A 16,956-nucleotide genomic window follows, 5' to 3' on the forward strand; every position below is an offset into this window, starting at 1 on the left:
ATGTCTCATATTACTCGTTGGGCGGCGAAACGTGTGAGCGGATTCCATGCCAGTCGTCGCGCGGGGCATCCGTCGCTTCGCTTTTCGGCGTGCGTTCGGGTTCGGAAAGGTCCGCTTCGTGGCGCGCTTCGCCAGCCGCTTCTGCACCCGTTTCCGGCGGCGCAGCCGGGCTTCCGGCGGCCTCCGGGGCGGGCGCGGCACTGTCGCGGGGCTTACCGATCGGATCGGCGAACGGCTCGGTTGCTTCGGCTGCCATCGGCAAGGGTGTCGCAGTGTCGTTCGCAGGCAACGGATATTTGAACTTGCGGCGCGCGCGGCGGCGCAGCGGAACGATGCCGGGTTGCCCGCGCACGGGGCGCTCCGCACTCTCCTCGCTGGTGCGCAGCACCTCGAGCTGCGCATTGAGCCATCCGTTGTAAATCGCAACCGCGGCCGCCCGATTCGGCGCGCCGAGCTGCTGGAAAATGCTGGCCAGATGTATTTTCACTGTCCCCTCGCTGATGCCTAGCGCACGGGCGATCATCTTGTTCGTGCTGCCCATGTGCACGCATCGCATGATCTGTTCCTGTCGAGGCGACAGACCCCCAGCGAAGCGCGTGCGCCGTGCCGGCGACGGAACGAGTTCGAGCCGGCGCGGCACGTCGTCGGAGAGCGGCGGCAGCATGGCCTCGGCGAGGGCGGCCGCGACTTCGTCGGACGGGTCGGGCGGCGGTGTTTGTACAGAGGGCAGCGCTGGCGACACGATGGCGAGTGCGCCGGGCGGGATGTAATACCCGCCCAGCAGCACGAGCTCGAGCGCCCGGACGATGAGGCGCGGATCGGTCGAGCGTGGAATCACGCCGAGCACGCCTGTCTCGACGAGATCGCGCACGCAATCCGGCGAGGTATCGTCGACGAGCACGGCGACCGGCACATGCGGATGGTCCGCAAAGAGCCCACGCGCATCCCGGATGGTCATCCAGTCCTGCCAGTCGATGACGAGCAGTTCCGGCGGATGCCGCCGCAGGACGCGGTCGGCCTGACGCCAGTCTTGAGCTTCGTTGAAACGGGCTTTCCGGTCGATCTGCCGCAGCAGTGCCTTGAGCCCTTCGCGCCGTTCGGCGTCTGAATTGAGAAGCGAAAAACGCATTGCCATGCCTCCTGATGTGTCGATCGAGGTGCCGCGATGCGCACGAAACGTTAGAGACTGTTGCGCGGCGATGCGTCACCCACCAATCCGATAATGACAAATTCCTTAACGGATGACCGCCTGTCCAATAGGCATAGGAACAACGCACAAAAATGAAAAAAGCCCCGCGCTGGGCGGGGCTTTTTCAGCACTGAGACGCTGTTCTTAAGAACAGTGTGATCAGTCAGTGGAAATGTGGCTGTGCAGGCTCTGCGTCTTCAGGCATTTCTGCATGAACGATCTCGCCGAGCGGATCGGCATAGAGCGGCACGCCGCAGTCGTCGCAGTACTCGGGTTCGAAGCGACCCGCGTGGCGGCGGATTTCGGTCACGCCGGTTTCCTTCAGCAGCGCGACGATTTCCTCGAGCGGGCCCTCTTCGGTGCCGGGCTCCTGCGGTTCTTCATCGATGCCCGGGTCGCCGTTCTCGCGGCCGTAGAGCGGCCATACGACGCCGTAGATCACGTCGTTGCTGCCGCGCCGCGTGAAGCCGATCCGGTATTCGTCAATGCGCCGCTCGCCGAAGCCGGCGACCACGGCGCGCAGTTCCTGCGGCGCCGTGCCGATCGTGTCGAAGAGATACCGCACCGCCGTGCGAACCGTGTGCGGGCGCACGCGTTCGTCGGCGTCGCGGCAGGCCGAGTAGTACGCGTCCGGCAGCAGGCATTCAAATTCGCAGCCCGGCAGCACGACCGACAGGTTCGCGCCGCCCTGTGCGGCCCATTGTTCGAGACACTGACCGCGCTCGATGCGCGTGCCGTGCTCCTCTTCCTGCCAGCGGAACACCGGCGCGCCGACGGGCGCGGCGACCACGGCGAGCAGAAAACGCGGGTCCGCGAGAATAGGCGAAGTTTCCGGCAGCTCGCCGAAGTTGATCTTCGCATTGCCGCCGCTCATGGCCGCTTGCGTGAGCTGCTGCGCGAGCCGCCACGTTTCGACATGATGGCGCGGCAACTGGTCGATGCTGTAGAGAAACGGCGCCATCGCGACGCGCGTACCGGCGGCCAGCACATGCGCCTGCAGGTGTGCGCGCAACGCGTCGGATGCTTCGCCCTTCAACGCGCCCGATGGAATCGCATAGCGGGTCCACGCGAGCACGGGCGCCGCGATCAGCAACGCTTCGTAGGTCGCCCCTTCGTGCTCGACCATGAGCGACTCGCTATGCGTCTCGGCCATATCGGCGAGCGCGCCGTATGCGTCCGGATGATTCTGCTGCAGATGGTCGAGGGCGGCGTCGAGCGTCGTCTGATTGCCGTTGCGAACGATCTTCGCAAGCATGGCGTCGAGTTTCGCTTCCCAGAAACGGTCTTCAGTGCGGCTGCCCGATGCGAATAGGGCAAGCGACAGACCGACCAGCTTGTCGGCATCGGGAGGGAGGCGTTTGGCTATTCGCGAGCGCATAAATCCGAAGGTTGTGTGCAGAGAACCATATATTCTAGTCCTTTATATCGCGCGATATGTTCAGGATGCACATGAGGCCGCTCGCGGTCTGCATTGCGAAGGACTGCATCCCAGCTAACGGCGGGGACCGAACGCCGCGCGAAAATTGCGTGCCGCAACGCTCTCCTATACTGACTGGGCGGGCTTTGTGTTGCATTGACGTCTGTCGCCGTGGTCTGGCATAGGGAGAGCCTCATGGTGAAATCGGACCAGCTTATTGAGCGACTCGCGGCCGTGTTCGCGCTGATCATCCTGGTCGGCGGATCGCTGCTCGTACTCGCGCCTTTCACAACCGCGCTGCTATGGGGTGCGATTCTGAGCTTCAGCTCCTGGGGGCTGTACTGCAAACTGACTGCCGCGCTCGGTGGGCGGCGCAAATGGGCCGCGACGCTGATGGTGCTGGTGATCCTGATCGTCGTGCTCGGGCCGTTCGTCTACGCGGGCTTCGCATTCGGTGCGCATGCCCGCGATATCACCGCGTTCGTGCAGCGTGCGTTCGATGGCGGTCTGCCCGATCTGCCGCCGTGGGTTGCGCATATTCCGCTCGTCGGCGGAAACATCGAAGCGTTCTGGGAGCGCGTGACGAGCAGCAGCTCCGAGATGGCCGCGCAACTGCGTACGCTGGCCGCGCCGGCCGGTAAATGGATTCTTGCGGCCGCGCTTGCCGTGACGCACGGTCTCGGACTGCTCGCGCTCAGCATCATTCTGGCGTTCTTTTTCTATACCGGCGGCGAAGGCGCGGCCGCGTGGCTGAACGCTGGCATGCGGCGCGTGGCCGGCGAGCGCGCCGACTATCTGCTCGCGCTCGCGGGCAGCACGGTGAAGGGCGTGGTCTACGGCATTCTCGGCACGGCGCTCGTGCAAGGCGTGCTCGCGGGCTTCGGCTGCTGGATCTCCGGCGTGCCGGCGCCGGCGCTGCTCGGGCTCGCGACGTTCTTTCTATCGGTGATACCGGGCGGACCGGTGGTCGTCTGGTTGCCTGCCGCAATCTGGCTTTATCACATGGGCGACACGGGTTGGGCGGTCTTCCTGATCATATGGGGCGTGGTGGTGGTCGGCATGTCCGATAACGTGGTCAAGCCGATCCTGATCGGCAAGAGCAGTGACATGCCGTTGATTCTCGTGATGCTCGGGATTCTCGGCGGTGCGTTTGCGTTTGGTTTCCTCGGCGTGTTTATCGGACCGACGTTGCTGGCGGTTGCCTATACGGTGCTGCACGACTGGACGGTGGGTTCGGCGGGAGGGCGGGGCGCTGCCGCGAGCGAGTCTGCTGTCGCTGGTGTTTCGGCGGATGCGCAGAGTGCTTCTCGCGAGATCGAAAAGGCGCCTGGAAAATAAAACGCGTTTTCACTTGCGCGTGTTGTGGCGAGTAGCTAGAATCGCCGTCTTTCGCGCTTCGAGCGGTCTCTTTGTGAGGCGCAGTTGAAGTAGGTGCGAAAAATTGAAGCAAGCGGGATCGCCAGTAATGGCGGGGCTTTCGCGGGGTGCAGCAGGTTGGAAGAAGTTAAAAACCTGTTGACGATGTGAGTGATAGCCTGCATAATCTCGCTTCTCTGCTGCAGCGAGCGGCAGACACGAAAGGGCGGTAGCGGCTGGGTGGTTTCAGCCGGGTTTTAAAGCCCTTTGCGTGATGCGATCTTTAACAATTCACAGCCGATAAGTGTGGGTGCTTGATGGCGACGCACGATGACCTTTCGGGGTCATTGCATAGCGAAAGTATCAAGTGTCTCACACAGTATTGAAGGATCTTTTTGGGGAGTTATCTCCGGGAGATCCAACTGTCAGTACGTTGAGTGAGCGACCGGTTCGAAAGAACCGAAAACAGTAACAGGCATTGAACTGAAGAGTTTGATCCTGGCTCAGATTGAACGCTGGCGGCATGCCTTACACATGCAAGTCGGACGGCAGCGCGGGGGCAACCCTGGCGGCGAGTGGCGAACGGGTGAGTAATACATCGGAACGTGTCCTGGAGTGGGGGATAGCCCGGCGAAAGCCGGATTAATACCGCATACGCTCTATGGAGGAAAGCGGGGGATCTTCGGACCTCGCGCTCAAGGAGCGGCCGATGGCGGATTAGCTAGTTGGTGGGGTAAAGGCCCACCAAGGCGACGATCCGTAGCTGGTCTGAGAGGACGACCAGCCACACTGGGACTGAGACACGGCCCAGACTCCTACGGGAGGCAGCAGTGGGGAATTTTGGACAATGGGGGCAACCCTGATCCAGCAATGCCGCGTGTGTGAAGAAGGCCTTCGGGTTGTAAAGCACTTTTGTCCGGAAAGAAAACTTCGTCCCTAATATGGATGGAGGATGACGGTACCGGAAGAATAAGCACCGGCTAACTACGTGCCAGCAGCCGCGGTAATACGTAGGGTGCGAGCGTTAATCGGAATTACTGGGCGTAAAGCGTGCGCAGGCGGTGATGTAAGACCGATGTGAAATCCCCGGGCTTAACCTGGGAACTGCATTGGTGACTGCATTGCTGGAGTATGGCAGAGGGGGGTGGAATTCCACGTGTAGCAGTGAAATGCGTAGAGATGTGGAGGAACACCGATGGCGAAGGCAGCCCCCTGGGCCAATACTGACGCTCATGCACGAAAGCGTGGGGAGCAAACAGGATTAGATACCCTGGTAGTCCACGCCCTAAACGATGTCAACTGGTTGTCGGGCCTTCATTGGCTTGGTAACGTAGCTAACGCGTGAAGTTGACCGCCTGGGGAGTACGGTCGCAAGATTAAAACTCAAAGGAATTGACGGGGACCCGCACAAGCGGTGGATGATGTGGATTAATTCGATGCAACGCGAAAAACCTTACCTACCCTTGACATGTACGGAACCCTGCTGAGAGGTGGGGGTGCCCGAAAGGGAGCCGTAACACAGGTGCTGCATGGCTGTCGTCAGCTCGTGTCGTGAGATGTTGGGTTAAGTCCCGCAACGAGCGCAACCCTTGTCCCTGGTTGCTACGCAAGAGCACTCCAGGGAGACTGCCGGTGACAAACCGGAGGAAGGTGGGGATGACGTCAAGTCCTCATGGCCCTTATGGGTAGGGCTTCACACGTCATACAATGGTCGGAACAGAGGGTTGCCAAGCCGCGAGGTGGAGCCAATCCCAGAAAACCGATCGTAGTCCGGATCGCAGTCTGCAACTCGACTGCGTGAAGCTGGAATCGCTAGTAATCGCGGATCAGCATGCCGCGGTGAATACGTTCCCGGGTCTTGTACACACCGCCCGTCACACCATGGGAGTGGGTTTTACCAGAAGTGGCTAGTCTAACCGCAAGGAGGACGGTCACCACGGTAGGATTCATGACTGGGGTGAAGTCGTAACAAGGTAGCCGTATCGGAAGGTGCGGCTGGATCACCTCCTTTCCAGAGCTTTGCGTCTTAAGTTGAGCACTCACACTTGTCGGCTGTGCATTGAAGGACAGGCTGAAGGGGTCTGTAGCTCAGTCGGTTAGAGCACCGTCTTGATAAGGCGGGGGTCGCTGGTTCGAATCCAGCCAGACCCACCATGTCGGCTGCCGTTAGCGCTTCAGCGCTTACGGAAGCCCCACCCCCGAAGGGGGCGGAAGGTGGAGAGCAGATCCCTTGAAAGTTGTCGTGCGGGGGATTAGCTCAGCTGGGAGAGCACCTGCTTTGCAAGCAGGGGGTCGTCGGTTCGATCCCGTCATCCTCCACCAATCCCCAATACAGAATCTGCTGGTCAGCTGACCGGAGATTGCGTATTGGCGATTGCGCCAGTCAGTATCGAGTGCGGTAGTAGCGCATATCGGCTGTCGTTCTTTAACAATCAGGAAGAAGCAGTAGTAAGAGATCAATGAAAGCGTCTCGAGATGGACGTGAGTAGATTGATCAGGGTTGTGATTGTATCGAAGTATTTTTTAGGGTCCTCGATAAGAGGGCGCTTGGAATACGGCACAACGCGAAAACTCAGCCTGTAGCGGAATGTGTACCCCCTTCGGGGGCGAGCCCAGTGTAAGCGCTAAAGCGCTAACGCTGGCCGCGAGACACACCCGTTATAGGGTCAAGCGAACAAGTGCATGTGGTGGATGCCTTGGCGATCACAGGCGATGAAGGACGCGGTAGCCTGCGAAAAGCGGTGGGGAGCTGGCAAACGAGCTTTGATCCACCGATATCCGAATGGGGAAACCCACTCCGAATGGAGTATCCGTAGCTGAATACATAGGCTATGTGAAGCGAACGCGGCGAACTGAAACATCTAAGTAGCCGCAGGAACAGAAATCAACCGAGATTCCCAAAGTAGTGGCGAGCGAAATGGGACCAGCCTGTACTCTTTATCTGCAGTGTTAGCCAAACGCTCTGGAAAGTGCGGCCATAGCGGGTGATAGCCCCGTAGGCGAAAACAGTGTGGAAGAACTAGGTGTACGACAAGTAGGGCGGGACACGTGAAATCCTGTCTGAAGATGGGGGGACCATCCTCCAAGGCTAAATACTCGTGATCGACCGATAGTGAACCAGTACCGTGAGGGAAAGGCGAAAAGAACCCCGGGAGGGGAGTGAAACAGATCCTGAAACCGCATGCATACAAACAGTCGGAGCCTCGCAAGGGGTGACGGCGTACCTTTTGTATAATGGGTCAGCGACTTACATTCAGTGGCGAGCTTAACCGATTAGGGCAGGCGTAGCGAAAGCGAGTCCGAACAGGGCGATTTTAGTCGCTGGGTGTAGACCCGAAACCAGATGATCTATCCATGGCCAGGATGAAGGCACGGTAACACGTGCTGGAGGTCCGAACCCACTAGTGTTGAAAAACTAGGGGATGAGCTGTGGATAGGGGTGAAAGGCTAAACAAATCTGGAAATAGCTGGTTCTCTCCGAAAACTATTTAGGTAGTGCCTCGTGTCTCACCTTCGGGGGTAGAGCACTGTCATGGTTGAAGGGTCCATTGCGGATTACTTCGCCATAGCAAACTCCGAATACCGAAGAGTGCAATCACGGGAGACAGACATCGGGTGCTAACGTCCGGTGTCAAGAGGGAAACAACCCAGACCGCCAGCTAAGGTCCCCAAATATGGCTAAGTGGGAAACGAAGTGGGAAGGCTAAAACAGTCAGGAGGTTGGCTTAGAAGCAGCCACCCTTTAAAGAAAGCGTAATAGCTCACTGATCGAGTCGTCCTGCGCGGAAGATGTAACGGGGCTAAGCCATATACCGAAGCTGCGGATGCGTGCTTTGCACGCATGGTAGGAGAGCGTTCCGTAAGCCTGCGAAGGTGCACTGGAAAGTGTGCTGGAGGTATCGGAAGTGCGAATGCTGACATGAGTAGCGATAAAGGGGGTGAAAGGCCCCCTCGCCGTAAGCCCAAGGTTTCCTACGCAACGTTCATCGGCGTAGGGTGAGTCGGCCCCTAAGGCGAGGCAGAAATGCGTAGCTGATGGGAAGCAGGTCAATATTCCTGCACCAGTGTGAAATGCGATGGGGGGACGGATCGCGGAAGGTTGTCCGGGTGTTGGAAGTCCCGGTCGCTGCGTTGGAGAAGGTGCTCTGGCAAATCCGGGCACAGGATTCAAGGGCGTGGCGCGAGCTCCTTAGGGAGCGAAGCAACTGGAAGGGGTTCCAGGAAAAGCCTCTAAGCTTCAGTTTCACATTGACCGTACCGCAAACCGACACAGGTGGGCGAGATGAGTATTCTAAGGCGCTTGAGAGAACTCGGGAGAAGGAACTCGGCAAATTGGTACCGTAACTTCGGGATAAGGTACGCCCTTGTAGCTTGACTGGCCTGCGCCAGGAGGGTGAAGGGGTTGCAATAAACTGGTGGCTGCGACTGTTTAATAAAAACACAGCACTCTGCAAACACGAAAGTGGACGTATAGGGTGTGACGCCTGCCCGGTGCCGGAAGATTAAATGATGGGGTGCAAGCTCTTGATTGAAGTCCCGGTAAACGGCGGCCGTAACTATAACGGTCCTAAGGTAGCGAAATTCCTTGTCGGGTAAGTTCCGACCTGCACGAATGGCGTAACGATGGCCACACTGTCTCCTCCCGAGACTCAGCGAAGTTGAAGTGTTTGTGATGATGCAATCTCCCCGCGGCTAGACGGAAAGACCCCATGAACCTTTACTGCAGCTTTGCATTGGACTTTGAACCGGTCTGTGTAGGATAGGTGGGAGGCTATGAAGCGTGAACGCCAGTTTGCGTGGAGCCGTCCTTGAAATACCACCCTGATCTGTTTGAGGTTCTAACCTTGGACCCTGAAGCGGGTTCGGGGACAGTGCATGGCAGGCAGTTTGACTGGGGCGGTCTCCTCCCAAAGTGTAACGGAGGAGTACGAAGGTACGCTAGGTACGGTCGGAAATCGTGCTGATAGTGCAATGGCATAAGCGTGCTTGACTGCGAGACTGACAAGTCGAGCAGGTGCGAAAGCAGGTCATAGTGATCCGGTGGTTCTGTATGGAAGGGCCATCGCTCAACGGATAAAAGGTACTCTGGGGATAACAGGCTGATACCGCCCAAGAGTTCATATCGACGGCGGTGTTTGGCACCTCGATGTCGGCTCATCTCATCCTGGGGCTGTAGCCGGTCCCAAGGGTATGGCTGTTCGCCATTTAAAGAGGTACGTGAGCTGGGTTTAAAACGTCGTGAGACAGTTTGGTCCCTATCTGCCGTGGGCGCTGGATATTTGAAGGGACCTGCTCCTAGTACGAGAGGACCGGAGTGGACGAACCTCTGGTGTACCGGTTGTCACGCCAGTGGCATCGCCGGGTAGCTATGTTCGGAAGAGATAACCGCTGAAAGCATCTAAGCGGGAAACTCGCCTTGAGATGAGATATCCCCGGGGCTTCGAGCCCCTTGAAGGGTCGTTCAAGACCAGGACGTTGATAGGTCAGGTGTGGAAGCGCAGTAATGCGTTAAGCTAACTGATACTAATTGCCCGTAAGGCTTGATCCTATAACCGGTGTGTTTTACGTGACGGCTTGGCGCTTTAGCGCCTGGCCCGGAACCACCCCCGCAAGGGGGTAGCACACAGGTTCAGAGATCGACGTTGTGCCTCAAACAACACAACCTCTTACCCCACGCTTCTTCCCGATTGGCTGCAGCGCTCACCATGGCGATGCAGCAACCCGTCATGCCTGATGACCATAGCGAGTCGGTCCCACCCCTTCCCATCCCGAACAGGACCGTGAAACGACTCCACGCCGATGATAGTGCGGATTGCCCGTGTGAAAGTAGGTAATCGTCAGGCTCCCTCGCAAGAAACACAAACCCCGCCCACAAAGGCGGGGTTTGTGCGTTTACGGCAATCAAAAACCGTTTAGCACTCCGTGGATGTCGAATTACCAGGCCTTTGTTTATTTTCCGATCGCCTAATCCACCCAATTAGATTCTTCTCAAACCCAATCCTTCAATTAATCACTTCCGGCTGATCCCCAACTCAGCTAGAACGCACCCAACATATCGTCTTACTTCAGCCGAATCCCCTTCCGAGCATCTCAAAAAGTACCCGTTCAGAGTTCTGAATTGAGTGTAGGATACTGTATGGATATACAGGTTTTTCCTACGATCGATGTCATCCGTCGCTATCCCTGCTGAAGAGATTCATCCGGCGCTCTGGCGAGCCTCGCAGCTTGCGCACGGGCGTGGGAAGACGGTCGACACAGGCTATCCGGTCCTGTCCGCGGAATTGCCTGGTGGCGGATGGCCGCTCGGTGAGCTCGTCGACTTGATGGTGGACCAGCCCGGTGTCGGCGAAATGCGGCTTCTACTGCCCGCACTCAGTCTGCTCAACGATCGACCCGTCGCGCTGATCAAACCGCCGCATATCCCGGACGGCCCGGGCCTGAACTACATCGGTCTGTCGCTCGATCGGCTGTTGCAGATCAAGGCGACGAAGATCACCGATGCATTATGGTCTGCCGAGCAGATTCTCCAGGCCGGCAGCTGCGGCGCGGTGCTGTTGTGGACGCAGCACGCGAAAGCATCGTCGTTGCGGCGTTTGCATCTGGCGGCTCAATCATCCGAGACGCTGTTCATCATGGTCCGGCCGCTTACGGCCGCACAAGACTCATCGCCTGCCTTATTGCGATTGGCGTTACGGCCAGCCGCGGAAGGCCTGATGGTCGACATTGTGAAACGACGAGGTCCTATGCGCGCGGAGCCTCTGTCGATTTCCCTGCAACCCACTCCTGTTCTGTATTCCCGTCATGCGCGTCTTTCTCGCCGTTCATTTGCCGAAGCTGCCCCTCGAAGTCTTCCAGCCGAAGTGGCTGCGTGAGGACACGGCAGCCGGGGCGGAGCACGGCTGCGCCGTACTCGAGAAGGGCTTGGTGACCATCGTCGATCGCGCGGCCCGGTCGGCCGGCGTGCGTCCCGGCATGAAGCGGGCAGGCGTGCACACCCTCGCGCCGCAGACGCGTCTATACGAGCGCGACATCGCGCGCGAAAACGCCGTGCAGCAGGAAGTCGGCACCGCGCTGATGAAATTCTCACCGGATGTCGCCTTGCTCGACGAGGCGACGGTCATCGTCGAAGTCGGCGCGAGCCTGAGGCTTTTCGGTGGCGTGCTGTCATTGTGCCGGCAGGCGAAGGCGCTGCTCGATACGTTCGGCCTGACCGCACGCATCAGCGCGTCGCCGACCGGCCAGGGCGCGTGGCTGCTCGCGAAGCACGGTAACCGCAGAGTGCTGCAAATCAGCTCGCTCGAGCGCGCGCTCGCGCCATTGCCGATGCATGCGGTGCCGGAGATCCGTCCGTTTGCCGACTGGTTCACGGGGCTCGGCTGCGAATCGATTGCCGATGTGCGTCGTCTGCCGCGCGCGGGTTTGCAGCGTCGTTGCGGCGAGCATCTGCTCGACTCGCTCGATCGCGCATTCGGCATGGCACCCGAACTGTTCGACTGGCTCGAGTTGCCGCCCACTTTTTCCGCGCGCATTGAATTGCCCGATCGGCTCGAGCATGCGGACGGTGCGGTATTTGCCGCGCATCGGTTGCTCGCACAACTATGTGGCTGGCTGTGCGCAAAGCAACTCGCGGCAGCCGCGGTGACGCTCACTTTCGAACACGAACGAGGCAGACAAGCCATTGAACCGACGCTGATCGAAATTGCGCTCGGCGAACCGGCATGGCGCGAAGATCATCTGTTGCGGCTCGTGAAGGAGCGTCTGCATCGCATGGAACTGGCGGCGCCGGCTATTGCGTTGCGGCTCGATGCGACGAAGATCGCATCGGCGAAGCCTGCCACCGACAACCTTTTCCCGGAGCCGGGCGGCACGCCTGAAGACCATGCGCGTCTGCTCGAATTGCTGATCGCGCGTCTGGGTGCGGAAAACGTGTTGCGTCCCGCGCCGACGGCCGATTACCGTCCGGAAATCGCGAATCGCTGGGTGCCAGTTGCCGATCAGGAAAAGAAAATCGCCTTGCCGCAGGGCTTGCCGCGCCCGACGTGGTTGCTGGAAACGCCGGTGCGTTTGTTGATGCGCGAGAACCGGCCGTTTTACGGTTCATCGTTACGCAAGGTGTCGCGGGCCGAACGCATCGAAGCCGGCTGGTTCGACAACGGATTCATTACGCGCGACTACTACGTCATGCAGGCGGAAGATCGCAGCTGTTACTGGGTCTACCTCGAGCGCGTCAGTAGCCGTGCGGCCGCAGATGAGGAGCAGCGCTGGTTTCTTCATGGTCTGTTCGGCTAACGGCGACAGAAAGCAGGACACGACAAGACCATGGATTCCTTTTCCTCCCAGCCCGTGCCACCGTCGACCGACACGTCATCGTTCGTCGAACCGTCCGCTGCGTCGTTCGCATTGCCGGTGTACGCCGAACTGTTCTGCTTTTCCAATTTCACGTTCCTGCACGGTGCATCGCATGCGGAGGAACTCGTGCAGCGCGCGCTGGAACTGGGTTACTCAGGGCTAGCCATTACCGACGAATGCTCGCTCGCAGGTGTCGTGCGCGCTTATGTTGCGGCGAAGGATGCAAATTTGCCGCTCGTCATCGGCTCGTATTTTCAGCTGCGCAATGCCGATGGTTCGCCGGCTTTCGGACTCGTCCTGCTTGCGCAAAACCGCGAGGGCTACGGCAATCTGTCGGAGTTGATCACGCTGGCTCGCAAGCGTGCGCCGAAAGGCGAATACCGTCTGACGCCGCACGACCTGTCGCGGCCCGATCGCGACAACGCGCATCTGCGCGGCATGCCTGACTGCCTTGCGATTCTGGTACCCGAATTTCCCGCGAAAGAGGAGGCGCTCGAGGCGCAGATCAAATGGCTCGACGAGACCTTTCCTGGGCGCGCGTGGGTTGGCCTCGTACTGCATCAGCGCGCGATGGACGATATTCATCGCGGCGCGGTTGAGCATGTCGCGGCCTATTTGCAGGTGCCAGTCGTCGCACTCGGTCATGTCGTGATGCACGTGCGCTCGCGCAAGCCGTTGCAGGACACGCTGACAGCGATTCGTGTCGGCAAGCCGGTATATGAATGCGGCTACGATCTCGCGCAGAATGCGGAGCAGCATCTGCGTGCGCGGGTGCGCCTCGCCAAGCTCTATCCCGAATACACATTGAGGGAGACGATCGGCGTGCTTGGGCGTTGCACGTTTGATCTTAAGGACGTCGCCTATGAATATCCCGACGAGATCATCCCCGAAGGTTTTACGCCGACCGCGTATTTAAGGCAGGAAACTTATAAAGGCGCACAGCGGCGCTTTCCATCAGGTCTTCCCTGCGAGATCCGGCAGCAAATCGAGCACGAACTGGCGCTGATCGAAGAGCTGAAATACGAGCCGTTTTTTCTAACGGTCTATGACATCGTCAGCTATGCGAAGAGTCAGCACATTCTATGTCAGGGGCGTGGTTCGGCAGCTAACTCGGCTGTCTGCTATTGCCTCGGCATTACCGAAGTGACTCCGTATCAGGGCCACATGCTGTTCGAGCGTTTCATTTCGAAAGAGCGTGGCGAACCACCGGATATCGACGTCGACTTCGAGCACCAGCGGCGCGAAGAAGTCATTCAGTATATCTACAACAAATATGGCCGCGACCGCGCAGCGATTGCAGCGGCAGTCTCCACGTACAGACCGCGCGGTGCGCTGCGCGAAACCGGCAAGGCACTCGGCATCGATCCGCAGATCGTCGACAAGGTGGCGAAGTCGCATCACTGGTTCGATTCAAGCAGTGATCTGCTGAAGCGTTTTGAAGAGGTCGGTCTCAATCCGGAGACGCCGTTGATCCAGATGTGGGCGAAGCTCGCGTCGCAACTGCTCAATTTTCCGCGGCATCTGTCGCAGCATTCGGGTGGCTTCGTGATCAGCCGCGGCAAGCTGACACGGCTCGTGCCGGTCGAGAACGCGGCCATGCCGGATCGCTCGGTCATTCAATGGGATAAGGACGATCTCGAATCACTGGGTTTGCTGAAGGTGGATGTGCTTGCGCTTGGCATGTTGTCGGTAATCCGGCGTGCGCTCGATTTCGTTGCGCAGCGACGCGGCGAGCCCTTTGAGATGCAGTCGATTGAGGACGATGACAAGGAAACCTACGAAATGATCTCGCGCGCCGATACGATCGGCGTGTTCCAGATCGAATCGCGCGCGCAGATGAGCATGCTGCCGCGACTGAAACCGAAGGAGTTCTACGACCTCGTCATTGAAGTCGCGATCGTGCGGCCCGGTCCGATTCAGGGCGGAGCGGTGCATCCGTATCTGCGTCGACGGCAGGGACTCGAGCCGGAGAGTTATCCCAGCGACAGGCTGAAGGGTGCGTTGGGCCGTACGCTCGGTGTGCCGATTTTTCAGGAGCAGGTGATGCAGGTCGCGATTACCGCGGCTGGCTTCACACCGGGCGAAGCTGATCAGTTGCGTCGTTCGATGGCGGCCTGGAAGCGTAAGGGCGGCTTGCAGAAATACTACGATCGGATCGTCAATGGCATGCTGGAACGTAACTACGACAGGAGTTTCGCCGACTCGATCTTCGAGCAGATCAAAGGCTTTGGCGAATACGGTTTTCCGGAGAGCCACGCCGCCAGTTTTGCGCTGCTTGTCTATAAAAGCAGCTGGCTCAAGTGTCACGAGCCCGAAGCCTTTCTCGCTGCGTTGCTCAACAGCCAGCCGATGGGCTTTTACTCGCCGTCGCAGCTTGTGCAGGATGCAAAGCGACATGGCGTCAAGGTGTTGCCGGTCGACGTCATGGTGAGCGGCTGGGATTCGTCACTCGAGGCACTTGCAGGCGAGGCACGTCCTGCTGTGCGTCTCGGGCTTTCACTGCTACGCGGGATGAAAGACGGCGCAGCGGAACGCATCGAGATTTCGCGCGCGGTGAGGCCGTTCGTCAGCGTGCAGGATCTCGCGCATCGCGCACAACTCAACCGCCACGATCTGCATGTGCTGGCCGATGCAAATGCGCTCGCAACGCTCGCCGGCAATCGACGCGAAGCGTTGTGGCAGTCGGTGGCCTCGGTGCCCGACAAGGACATGCTGGCCGGCACCGCAGTCACGGACGAAACGCCTGCGCTGGGCGCGCCGTCGGAGGCGCAGGACGTCGTCGCGGACTACCGGTCCGCGGGCCTCACGCTCGGGCGCCATCCGCTCGAGCTATTAAGAGCCCAGTTGTTCGAACAGCGGCTGATGCCGGCCGCGACGCTCAACACGTATCGCAACGGTCGGCTCGCGCGCGGCTGCGGCATCGTCACGGTGCGGCAGCAGCCGGGTACTGCGAAAGGCGTGATCTTCGTGACGATCGAGGACGAAACCGGCAACGTCAATGTGATCGTATGGCCGAAGCTCGTTCAAGCGCAGCGCAAGGAGTTGCTCGGCGCGTCGTTGCTGGCGGTGTACGGTGTCTGGCAATGTCAGGGGGAAGTGCGGCACCTCGTTGCGCATCGGCTCGTCGATATGTCGCATCTGCTCGGCGGATTGCAGTCGACGAGTCGGGATTTCTGTTGATGCGTTGAGTGCGTGCTGTATGCAAGGAAGCCGGGTGCAGGCGGGACGTGGCGACACTGATGATGACGCCGCGACACGTTTAGGCGGCCGGTTGACCGCGCGGGCATCTCGCGAATCACGGCGTTAGATGACGTGCGCCGCCCCACAGCAGCGCACGTCTTGTTTATGCCTACGGCGCTGTACGCGTAGCTTCGCCATGCCACGGAAACTCGGCCAGCACCTGCCGGATCGCGACATCGAAAGGCGTGCGGCGCCCGATGCCAAGCGCTTCGAGCACACTCGAATCGAGGTGGCAATCGCGCGGACGAGGCGTCGCATCGGCTGGCGTGTGCTGCGGTGTCAATTGCGCATCGACTCCGAGCGCCTTAGCGAGCCTCAGCGCGATGTCGTACTTCGTCATCGGTTCGTCGCCCGACCATTGCGTAATGCCGCACACCGGCTCGCCGCGCGCGTGCCGCTCGAGCATCTGCACGATCACGAATGCGACATCGGGCGTGAAGGTCGGATAGCGGGTCGCCCATGCGTCCATCACGGCCGGGTGCGCCGCAGCGCCGGTGGAAGCGGCGATCGCCGGCACGAGGCTCGTCACCGCCGACTCCTGCCAGCTGGCGATCGGCCCGTACAGCAACGGCAACCGGAGCACGCAGCCGTTACGGGTCGCGTCGAACAGGGCCTGTTCGCCTTCAAGCTTGCTGCGGCCATACGCGTTGATCGGCGCCGGCGAGGCATCGTGACGATAGGGCGGCCGCGTGCCGTCGAACACATAGTCGGTTGAGATCGACAGCACCCAAGCGCCGTGCCGTTGCGCCGCGCCTGCAATCGCACGCACTGCGTCGACGTTCAACGCACGCGCCAGTGCAGGATCGTTTTCGCAGACATCGGGACGCCGCTCAGCCGCCGCAATCACGATTGCGTCCGGCGCTTGCTCGTCGACGAATCGCGCGATCGCATCTTTATCGCGGATGTCGAGCATGATTTGCGGCGCCTGGGCATGCGCGAACGCTGTTTGCACAACCTGCCACTTTGTTTGCTGCGACAGGCCTTGCGCGATCGCGCGGCCCAGCAGGCCCGATGCGCCGATTAAAACGACCTTGTACATGTGATGGTCCCGGTCACGTTTTTCTTTGCGTCATTGATTGGCGACGGCGACGACCGTGTAGCCCGCGTCGTCGATCGCATCTTTCAAAGTCTCGACTGACGCAGACGATTCGACGGCAACCTTGCCTGCCGCCAGATCAACCCGGACATTCGCCGCCGCGTCGCGCTCGCGAATCGCGTTGGTGACGGCCGACACGCAATGCTGGCAGCTCATGCCTTCTACGTTGAATTCGATGGTCATTCGAGACTCCTTATGCAAACAGGTAGGACGACAGTTGGATTATGCCGGGCGGATCGCACCTGAGTACCGCCGGGTCCAACGGGAGATTGAGCTTCCCATCATGGGAAGGTGTACGATCGGGTGGCA

The 16,956-nt window shown here is 59.7% G+C and carries 7 protein-coding genes, 2 tRNA genes, 3 rRNA genes and 1 pseudogene; 9 read left to right on the forward strand and 4 right to left on the reverse strand.

Annotated elements, in window-relative coordinates:
- Positions 1–190: 190 nt before the first annotated feature.
- Both KZJ38_RS08505 and KZJ38_RS08510 read right to left on the reverse strand, forming a co-directional pair.
- A pseudogene (locus KZJ38_RS08505) lies at positions 191–1,129 on the reverse strand (LuxR C-terminal-related transcriptional regulator); the annotation flags it as partial.
- A gap of 223 nt (positions 1,130–1,352) precedes the next feature.
- Entirely contained in the window at positions 1,353–2,567 is a 1,215-nt protein-coding gene (locus KZJ38_RS08510; protein WP_219799638.1) for a DUF2863 family protein, read from the reverse strand.
- Between the two features lie 237 nt (positions 2,568–2,804).
- Here KZJ38_RS08510 and KZJ38_RS08515 point away from each other — a divergent pair, with 237 nt between their 5' ends.
- The 9 genes from KZJ38_RS08515 (at position 2,805) to KZJ38_RS08555 (ending at position 15,491) form a co-directional block, all read left to right on the forward strand.
- Positions 2,805–3,944 (forward strand): AI-2E family transporter, encoded by a 1,140-nt coding sequence (locus tag KZJ38_RS08515; RefSeq protein ID WP_219800180.1) that lies wholly within the window; start codon positions 2,805–2,807, stop codon positions 3,942–3,944.
- Positions 3,945–4,442: 498 nt separating this feature from the next.
- A 16S ribosomal RNA gene (locus KZJ38_RS08520) occupies positions 4,443–5,973 on the forward strand.
- 66 nt (positions 5,974–6,039) lie between these two features.
- Positions 6,040–6,116, forward strand: a tRNA-Ile gene (locus KZJ38_RS08525).
- Between the two features lie 92 nt (positions 6,117–6,208).
- Positions 6,209–6,284 (forward strand) — tRNA-Ala (locus tag KZJ38_RS08530).
- Positions 6,285–6,626: 342 nt separating this feature from the next.
- A 23S ribosomal RNA gene (locus tag KZJ38_RS08535) occupies positions 6,627–9,510 on the forward strand.
- Between the two features lie 181 nt (positions 9,511–9,691).
- Positions 9,692–9,805, forward strand: a 5S ribosomal RNA gene (rrf, locus tag KZJ38_RS08540).
- The 16S, 23S and 5S rRNA genes sit together here with 2 tRNA genes alongside, the layout of an rRNA operon.
- A 321-nt stretch (positions 9,806–10,126) precedes the next feature.
- A complete protein-coding gene (imuA, locus tag KZJ38_RS08545) occupies positions 10,127–10,834 on the forward strand; it encodes a translesion DNA synthesis-associated protein ImuA (RefSeq protein WP_219799639.1) in 708 nt (235 codons plus the stop codon).
- On the forward strand, positions 10,764–12,251 hold the full coding sequence (locus tag KZJ38_RS08550; protein WP_219799640.1) for a Y-family DNA polymerase: 1,488 nt from the start codon (positions 10,764–10,766) through the stop codon (positions 12,249–12,251). Before imuA ends, KZJ38_RS08550 begins: the two co-directional genes overlap by 71 nt.
- A 30-nt stretch (positions 12,252–12,281) precedes the next feature.
- Positions 12,282–15,491, forward strand: a complete 3,210-nt coding sequence (locus tag KZJ38_RS08555) for an error-prone DNA polymerase (RefSeq protein WP_219799641.1) — start codon at positions 12,282–12,284, stop codon at positions 15,489–15,491.
- 169 nt (positions 15,492–15,660) lie between these two features.
- Here the strand turns inward: KZJ38_RS08555 and KZJ38_RS08560 are convergent, their stop codons facing one another.
- Together KZJ38_RS08560 and KZJ38_RS08565 are read right to left on the reverse strand one after the other, a co-directional pair.
- Positions 15,661–16,590 (reverse strand): dTDP-4-dehydrorhamnose reductase family protein, encoded by a 930-nt coding sequence (locus KZJ38_RS08560; RefSeq protein ID WP_219799642.1) that lies wholly within the window; start codon positions 16,588–16,590, stop codon positions 15,661–15,663.
- A 30-nt stretch (positions 16,591–16,620) separates the two neighbouring features.
- Positions 16,621–16,830, reverse strand: a complete 210-nt coding sequence (locus KZJ38_RS08565; protein WP_219799643.1) for a cation transporter — start codon at positions 16,828–16,830, stop codon at positions 16,621–16,623.
- Between the last annotated feature and the right edge of the window lie 126 nt (positions 16,831–16,956).

The organism is Paraburkholderia edwinii (genome assembly GCF_019428685.1).
GTDB classification, from domain to species: domain Bacteria; phylum Pseudomonadota; class Gammaproteobacteria; order Burkholderiales; family Burkholderiaceae; genus Paraburkholderia; species Paraburkholderia edwinii.